The following is a 6,202-nucleotide window of genomic DNA, read 5'->3' on the forward strand; positions in this document are numbered from 1 at the left end:
ATGCCAAGTCTCAAAGACCTGCGAAATCGTATTTCCTCGGTGAAGGCCACGCGCAAGATCACCAAGGCCATGCAGATGGTGGCTGCTGCCAAGCTGCGTCGGGCCCAGGAGGCTGCCGTTGCCGCGCGCCCCTATTCGGAGCGCATGGCTTCGGTGCTCGCCAATCTCTCGTCTGCGATGGAGGGCAAGGCGGGTGCGCCGACGCTGCTTACCGGCACCGGTTTTGATGAAACCCATCTGCTGATCGTCGCCACCGCCGAGCGCGGGTTGTGCGGCGGTTTCAACTCCTCGATCGCCAAGATGGCGCGCGAACATGCCGACCGGCTGATCGCCCAGGGCAAGACGGTGAAGATCCTCACTGTCGGCAAGAAGGGCAATGACGCGCTGAAGCGGCTCTACGGCAAGTACATCGTCGATCACGTCGATTTCCGCAGCGTGAAGCAGATGTCCTTCGCCGAGGCGCAGTCGGTGGCCAACAAGGTGCTGGGCATGTTCCACAACGGCGAGTTCGATGTGGCAACGCTGTTCTTCTCCGAGTTCAAATCCGTGATCTCGCAGAAGCCCACCGCACTGCGGCTCATTCCGGCGGATGTATCGGGCGGCAAGCCTGCCGATCTCTCCGGCGCGGTCTATGATGCCGAGCCCGAGGAGGGTGAAATCCTCGCCGATCTGCTGCCGCGCAACATTGCAGTGCAGATATTCCGCGGCCTTCTGGAGAATGCCGCCTCCGAGCAGGGCGCGCGCATGAGCGCCATGGACAACGCCACGCGCAACGCCGGTGACATGATCAACAAGCTGTCGATCAAGTACAACCGTCAGCGCCAGGCGCAGATCACCAAGGAACTGATCGAAATCATTTCGGGCGCTGAGGCGCTCTAACGCGAATACGGGAAGGATCACACACATGGCACACAGCGAAGCTGCAACCGGCCGCATCACCCAGGTCACCGGCGCCGTCGTCGACGTCGCCTTCGATGGCGGCCTGCCGGAGATTCTCAACGCGCTCGAGACCGATAACGGCGGCAACCGCCTGGTGCTCGAAGTTGCCCAGCATCTGGGCGAGAACACCGTGCGCTGCATCGCCATGGACTCCACCGAGGGCCTGGTGCGCGGCCAGAAGGTCAGCAACACCGGCGCCCCCATCACCGTTCCGGTGGGCGATGAAACGCTGGGCCGCATCATGAACGTCATCGGCGAGCCGGTTGACGAAGCGGGCCCCATCGGCGCCAAGGCGCGCCGCGCCATCCACCAGCCAGCCCCTGAATTCGTCGACCAGTCGACGCAGGCCGAAATTCTGGTCACCGGCATCAAGGTCGTCGATCTGCTGGCGCCTTACGCCAAGGGCGGCAAGATCGGCCTGTTCGGCGGCGCCGGCGTGGGCAAGACCGTGCTGATCATGGAGCTCATCAACAACATCGCCAAGACGCACGGCGGCTACTCGGTCTTCGCCGGCGTGGGCGAGCGCACCCGCGAGGGCAACGACCTCTATCACGAGATGATGGAATCGGGCGTCAACAAGAACCCCAAGGAAGGCTCGGTTGCCGGCTCCAAGGCGGCGCTGGTCTATGGCCAGATGAATGAGCCGCCGGGCGCGCGCGCCCGCGTCGCGCTCACCGGCCTCACTGTTGCCGAGCACTTCCGTGACCAGGGCCAGGACGTGCTGTTCTTCGTCGACAACATCTTCCGCTTCACCCAGGCCGGTTCGGAAGTCTCGGCGCTGCTGGGCCGCATCCCCTCGGCGGTGGGCTATCAGCCGACGCTCGCCACCGACATGGGCCAGATGCAGGAGCGCATCACCACCACCACCAAGGGCTCGATCACCTCGGTGCAGGCCATCTACGTGCCCGCCGACGACCTGACCGACCCCGCCCCCGCCACCTCCTTCGCGCATCTCGACGCCACCACCGTGTTGTCGCGCTCGATCGCCGAAAAGGGCATCTATCCGGCGGTTGATCCGCTCGACTCCACCTCGCGCATGCTCGACCCCCGCGTCATCGGCGAGGAGCATTACAATGTCGCCCGTCAGGTGCAGCAGATCCTCCAGCGCTACAAGGCGCTGCAGGACATCATCGCCATTCTCGGCATGGACGAGCTTTCGGAAGAGGACAAGATGACGGTGGCGCGCGCCCGCAAGATCGAGCGCTTCCTCTCGCAGCCCTTCGACGTGGCGGCGGTGTTCACCGGGTCCTCGGGCGTGCAGGTCAAGCTCGAAGACACGATCAAGGGCTTCAAGGGCCTCTGCAACGGCGACTACGACCACCTGCCGGAGCCCGCCTTCTACATGGTTGGCACCATCAACGAGGCGATCGAGAAGGCCAAGCGTCTCGCCGCCGAGGCGGCCTGATCGTCATGGCAGGTCTTCAGTTCGAACTGGTGAGCCCGGCGCGGCTTCTGTTCTCGGGAAGCGTGGCGTCGGTCACCATTCCGGGGTCCGAGGGTGAGATGGGCATCTACCCCGGCCATGCGCCGCTGCTCTCGACGCTGAAGCCGGGCGTCGTCACCGTCTACAAGGATGGCGGAAGCCCCGATCGCATCTTCGTCCGTGGCGGCATGGTGGAGGTCAATCCGCAGGGCCTCACTTTGCTGGCCGAAGTTGCCATCCCCATGGCCGAGCTTGATGCCGAGGCCCTCTCGAAGCAGATCAGGAACGCCGAGGAAGACCTGGCTGATGCCAAGCCCGGCGAGGCCCAGCGCAAGGCCGCTGACACGCTCAACCAGCTGAAGGCGCTGCAGTCGGCGCTGTAAGGGAAAAAAGAACGCCCTCGCCCCGCGTCAGCGGGGAGAGGGCCGAGACTCCACGCCTCCGGCGTGGGAAGTCCATGTGGCGCTGTCGCTGGCCTCAGGCCTGCCGCTTGCCGATGTCGGTCATCCAGCTGCCTCCACCCGAGCGCTTCGGCGTCTGTTGCCCGCCGGCGTTGCCGCGCTGAGGCTGACGCTGGCCCTGTGGCGCGCCGTGTTGCTTCTCAGGTCCGCCGCCGTGATTGCGGTTCGGGTTCTGGCCGCGATGATGCGGCTTCTTGGCTGGGCGCTTGTCCTTGCCCATCGGGTTCCAGCCGAAGGTCGGGGCAAGCTGCGGAACGCCCTTGAGACCAAGCGCATGTTCCTTCACTGGCACCTGGGCGCGGATCGTCTTCTCGATGTCGCGCAGCAGGGGCCGTTCCTCCGGCGTGCAGAAGGCAATGGCTGAGCCCTCGGCGCCTGCGCGCGCCGTGCGGCCGATGCGGTGGACATAGGATTCGGGCACATGCGGCAGGTCATAGTTGACGACATGCGACACGCTCTCGACGTCGATGCCGCGCGCTGCGATGTCGGTGGCCACCAGAACAAGGATTTTGCCTGCCTTGAAGCCGGCCAGCGCCCGCTCGCGGTTGTTCTGGCTCTTGTTGCCGTGGATCGCGGCCGCGGTGAATCCCGCCGCGGAGAGTTGCTTCATCACCTTGTCGGCGCCGTGCTTGGTGCGGGTGAACACCAGCGTGCGCGTCATGTTGTTGTCTTTCAGCAGCTCGGCCAGCAGCTTCACCTTGTTTGCAGGCTCGACATGGATGACGCTCTGGTTGACACGCTCGGCCGTCGTCGCCACCGGCGTCACCTCAACCCGCACGGGGTTGGTGAGCAGCGCAGAGGCGAGCCCGGCGATCTCCTTTGGCATGGTGGCTGAGAAGAACAGGTTCTGCCGGTTTTCGGGCAGCATGCCGGTGATCTTGCGGATGGCGTGGATGAAGCCCAGGTCGAGCATCTGGTCGACCTCGTCGAGCACGAAGATCTCGACCTTGGAAAGTGTCAGCGCGCGGCGTTCGATCAGGTCCACGAGACGGCCTGGCGTTGCCACCAGAATGTCGACGCCGCCGCGCAGAATGTCGATCTGCTTGCCGAGCGACACGCCGCCGAAGACCACGGCGCGCGACAGCTTCATGAACTTGCCATAGGCGCGGAAGGATTCGGCGATCTGGGCCGCCAGTTCACGTGTGGGCGACAGGATCAGGGCGCGGCAGGTGCCGCGCTGGGCGCGCTCGGGGTTTTGTGACAGGCGCTGCAGGATGGGCAGCGCAAAGGCCGCCGTCTTGCCGGTGCCGGTCTGGGCAATGCCCAGCAGGTCCTTGCCCTCGAGCAGGCTCGGAATGGCGCGGGCCTGGATGGGCGTGGGGCTCTCATAGCCCTCGGCGGCAAGGGCACGCAGCAGGGGTTCGGAGAGCTGAAGATCTGAAAACTGAGTCAAGATGGGTCTACTTTCATGTTCGGAACGGATGTGGGCAGCGCAAGCCGTGTCCGATGTGGCCCTGGCGCGGATGATCCGCGCAAGGCCGGGCAGGCGCTGAAACCTACCCACGTGAAAGGCATGTTTGTGAAGACACTGTGACCGGGCCAGAACGGCTGCGCTGAAGCGCGCGGCCTCACGTATTCCTTGAGAGGGCCCGAAGCGTCGATGTCCATATGGGCGCAAGGGCCCCTTAAGTCAAAGGATTATTTTCAGCAATGAGCGATGGCAGGTCGCGCATGTTTGAAAAGGCCGTTGCCGCGCCGGCGGCCAGCAGGGCGCGTGCCTGTTCGTCGGGCTGCGGATAAGTGCCGGTGAAGCCCAGAACCAGGCAGCCGGCACGGCGGGCCGCGGTGGCGCCGGTCACTGAATCCTCGATGGCGATACAGTCCTGCGGCGTGTGTCCGGCGCGCCGCGCCGCTTCGATGAACACATCGGGTTCGGGCTTTCCGGCCGCCACATGCTCGAAGCTCACGATGCGGCCGCCGAAGAAGTCCGAGAGTCCGGTGATGCGCAGCGCCGCGGCAACCCGTGTGGCAGGTGAATTGGAGGCAATGCTCATGCCCCGGGGCATGAGCGCGGCCAGCGCATCCGCAACGCCATCGACGGGCTTGAGGGCCGCCTCATAGAGTTCCAGCAGCCGCGCATCCTTGCGCGCCGAGGAATCGGCCGGCAGGCTCACGCCGAATTCGCGCGAAACCTCTTCGATCATCGCGGCAAAGGTCTTGCCCACGAATCGGCGGTGCGCGTCTTCCGGGCTGATGATCACGCCGACAGATGCCAGAATCTCGCTGTCGGCCTGCATCGACAGAGGTTCCGAATCGACCAGCACGCCGTCGCAATCGAAGATCACATGCGCCATGGGCCTCAGCTGGTCCGGTTGCCTGAAAGCCTGGCATAGGCAAAGCCCGCCGCGATCCCGGCCACCACGAAGATGACAAGGGCAAGAATGCTGTTGCCAAGCAGTTCGAAGGGACCGAACAGGAAAACGATGATGGCCAGCGCGATGCCGGCAAAGGTGATCAGCAGTTGGACGATCTGGGCAGGGGACATCGAACTCACTCAGGCCGCGAGATGCCGGAACTCGGCGATCACCTGCTCATAGACCTGGCGCTTGAACGGCACAATGAGTTCAAGCACGTCGTCCATGCTGGCCCAGCGCCATTGGTCGAATTCCTGCTTGTGGCCGGGCGGCTTGAGGTTGATCTCGCTCTCCTCGCCCGTGAACCGCAAGGCGAACCACTTCTGCCGTTGTCCGCGATACTTGCCGTTCCATGACTTGCCGATCAGGTGTTCCGGCAGGTCGTAATGATACCACGCGCGTGCCTCGGCGATGACCTCGGCGGAGGTGACGGCAGTCTCTTCCGCCAGTTCGCGAAGTGCGGCGCCGCGAATGTCTTCGCCCGGGTCGATGCCGCCCTGCGGCATCTGCCACCAGTGTCCCTTGCCCTCGTCATTCTGTTTGTCGAAGCGGCGCCCGATCCAGACCTTGCCGTCCGGGTTGAGGAGCATCACCCCCACGCAGGGGCGGTAGGCGGCAAAACGGTCGTGGTCGGTCATCAGGTGGGTCGGTCCTTGTAGGCGGCGCTCACCGGCACCAGCAATATGCCCTTCTCCTGCAAGGTTTTTGTCCAGTCTGCAACTGTTTCGATTGTCACCTCGAGGCCGGATCCGGTGCCGATGGCCCAGCCATTCGCGATGGCGTCCTGCTCAAGCCGCTTGAGCGCCGCCGCGATTGCCGGCGCGGTGGGATCGGCATCGATCACGAGTCCCGATTGGCGCAGCGGCAAGCGCAGCTCCTCGCTCAGCCGTGGCGACAGGGTGGGGTTGCCGGTGCCAGTCTCGAGATAGACGAGGCCGCGGCCTTTCAGTTCCTTCAGGACTGGCCGCAAGGCGTCCTCGGCCACCAGCAGCCGCGCGCCCATGTAGTTGACGATGCCGGAGTAG

8 protein-coding genes are annotated in these 6,202 nt (G+C 64.6%); 3 read left to right on the top strand and 5 right to left on the bottom strand.

Annotation, left to right across the window (positions count from 1 at the left end; all coding sequences use genetic code 11):
* The 3 genes from ACILRN_RS03865 to ACILRN_RS03875 are packed head-to-tail and all read left to right on the top strand — an operon-like array spanning position 1 to position 2,745.
* On the top strand, positions 1-879 hold the full coding sequence (locus tag ACILRN_RS03865; protein WP_395685735.1) for a F0F1 ATP synthase subunit gamma: 879 nt from the start codon (positions 1-3) through the stop codon (positions 877-879).
* A 25-nt stretch (positions 880-904) separates the two neighbouring features.
* Entirely contained in the window at positions 905-2,344 is a 1,440-nt protein-coding gene (atpD, locus tag ACILRN_RS03870; RefSeq protein ID WP_395685737.1) for a F0F1 ATP synthase subunit beta, read from the top strand.
* Between the two features lie 5 nt (positions 2,345-2,349).
* Entirely contained in the window at positions 2,350-2,745 is a 396-nt protein-coding gene (locus ACILRN_RS03875; RefSeq protein WP_395685739.1) for a F0F1 ATP synthase subunit epsilon, read from the top strand.
* Between the two features lie 94 nt (positions 2,746-2,839).
* On the opposite strand, the gene ACILRN_RS03880 is transcribed toward ACILRN_RS03875, so the two are convergent.
* The 5 genes from ACILRN_RS03880 to ACILRN_RS03900 all read right to left on the bottom strand — a co-directional run.
* Complete coding sequence (locus ACILRN_RS03880; protein ID WP_395685741.1) at positions 2,840-4,216, bottom strand: DEAD/DEAH box helicase; 1,377 nt, start codon at positions 4,214-4,216, stop codon at positions 2,840-2,842.
* A gap of 232 nt (positions 4,217-4,448) precedes the next feature.
* On the bottom strand, positions 4,449-5,117 hold the full coding sequence (locus ACILRN_RS03885) for an HAD family hydrolase (protein ID WP_395685743.1): 669 nt from the start codon (positions 5,115-5,117) through the stop codon (positions 4,449-4,451).
* A 5-nt stretch (positions 5,118-5,122) separates the two neighbouring features.
* Complete coding sequence (locus ACILRN_RS03890) at positions 5,123-5,308, bottom strand: hypothetical protein (RefSeq protein WP_395685745.1); 186 nt, start codon at positions 5,306-5,308, stop codon at positions 5,123-5,125.
* 9 nt (positions 5,309-5,317) lie between these two features.
* Positions 5,318-5,815, bottom strand: coding sequence for an RNA pyrophosphohydrolase (locus ACILRN_RS03895; protein WP_395685746.1), 498 nt, complete (start codon positions 5,813-5,815; stop codon positions 5,318-5,320).
* Positions 5,815-6,202 (bottom strand): divergent polysaccharide deacetylase family protein (locus ACILRN_RS03900; RefSeq protein WP_395685748.1); only part of this gene is annotated, 388 nt, incomplete at its 5' end. The genes ACILRN_RS03900 and ACILRN_RS03895, both read right to left, overlap by 1 nt.

Source organism: Aestuariivirga sp., assembly GCF_044238155.1.
Lineage (GTDB): Bacteria > Pseudomonadota > Alphaproteobacteria > Rhizobiales > Aestuariivirgaceae > Aestuariivirga.

Coding starts and splice junctions, on each gene's coding strand:
- ACILRN_RS03875 (WP_395685739.1), top strand. CDS start 2,350: ATGGCAGGTCTTCAGTTCGAACTGGTGAGCCCGGCGCGGCTTCTGTTC.
- atpD (WP_395685737.1), top strand. CDS start 905: ATGGCACACAGCGAAGCTGCAACCGGCCGCATCACCCAGGTCACCGGC.
- ACILRN_RS03885 (WP_395685743.1), bottom strand. CDS start 5,117: ATGGCGCATGTGATCTTCGATTGCGACGGCGTGCTGGTCGATTCGGAA.
- ACILRN_RS03890 (WP_395685745.1), bottom strand. CDS start 5,308: ATGTCCCCTGCCCAGATCGTCCAACTGCTGATCACCTTTGCCGGCATC.
- ACILRN_RS03895 (WP_395685746.1), bottom strand. CDS start 5,815: ATGACCGACCACGACCGTTTTGCCGCCTACCGCCCCTGCGTGGGGGTG.
- ACILRN_RS03865 (WP_395685735.1), top strand. CDS start 1: ATGCCAAGTCTCAAAGACCTGCGAAATCGTATTTCCTCGGTGAAGGCC.